Annotated in this window: 1 protein-coding gene; it reads right to left on the reverse strand. The window is 46.6% G+C overall.

Going from position 1 to position 736, the window contains the following annotated elements; all coding sequences use genetic code 11:
• Window positions 1-736: EF-Tu/IF-2/RF-3 family GTPase (locus R7Q09_RS25380; protein ID WP_318143849.1), on the reverse strand; the 736-nt coding region annotated here is incomplete at both ends.

The raw sequence follows: 736 nt of genomic DNA on the forward strand, positions 1-736 counted from the left end.
GGAATACCAGAGAACTTCAGAGACTCACCTTGCGTGAAAGTATCACCAATTTGAATAGTGCCGTGGTTATGCAGACCAATGATGTCACCCGCGTAAGCGTGTTCTGCACGTGAACGGTCACCAGCCATGAAGGTTACCGCATCAGAGATACTTACTTGCTTGCCTAGACGAACGTGGTTCATCTTCATACCTTGAGTGTAAGTACCCGATACGATGCGCATGAATGCGATACGGTCACGGTGTTTAGGGTCCATGTTTGCTTGGATCTTGAATACGAAGCCAGAGAACTTGTCTTCTGTCGCTTCAACATCACGCTCAACCGCTTGACGCGTTTTCGGCGCTGGCGCCCATTCAGTCAAACCGTCTAGCATATGGTCAACACCAAAGTTACCCAATGCAGTACCGAAATAAACTGGTGTCAGTTCACCCGTTAGGAACAGTTCTTTATCAAACTCAGGACATGCACCCATTACAAGCTCAAGCTCTTCACGAACGCTTGCCGCTAGGCTTTCACCAACTTTTTCATCAAGTTCTGGGTTATCCAAACCTTTGATGATGCGAACTTCTTGAATTTCATGACCGTGGCCAGATTCATAAAGGATCGTTTCGTCACGGTGAATGTGGTAAACACCTTTAAATTCTTTACCACAGCCAATTGGCCAAGTGATCGGTGCACACATCATACCCAGTTCGTTTTCTACTTCGTCCAATACTTCCATTGGATCACGAACGTCAC

The organism is Vibrio sp. 2130-1 (genome assembly GCF_033339515.1).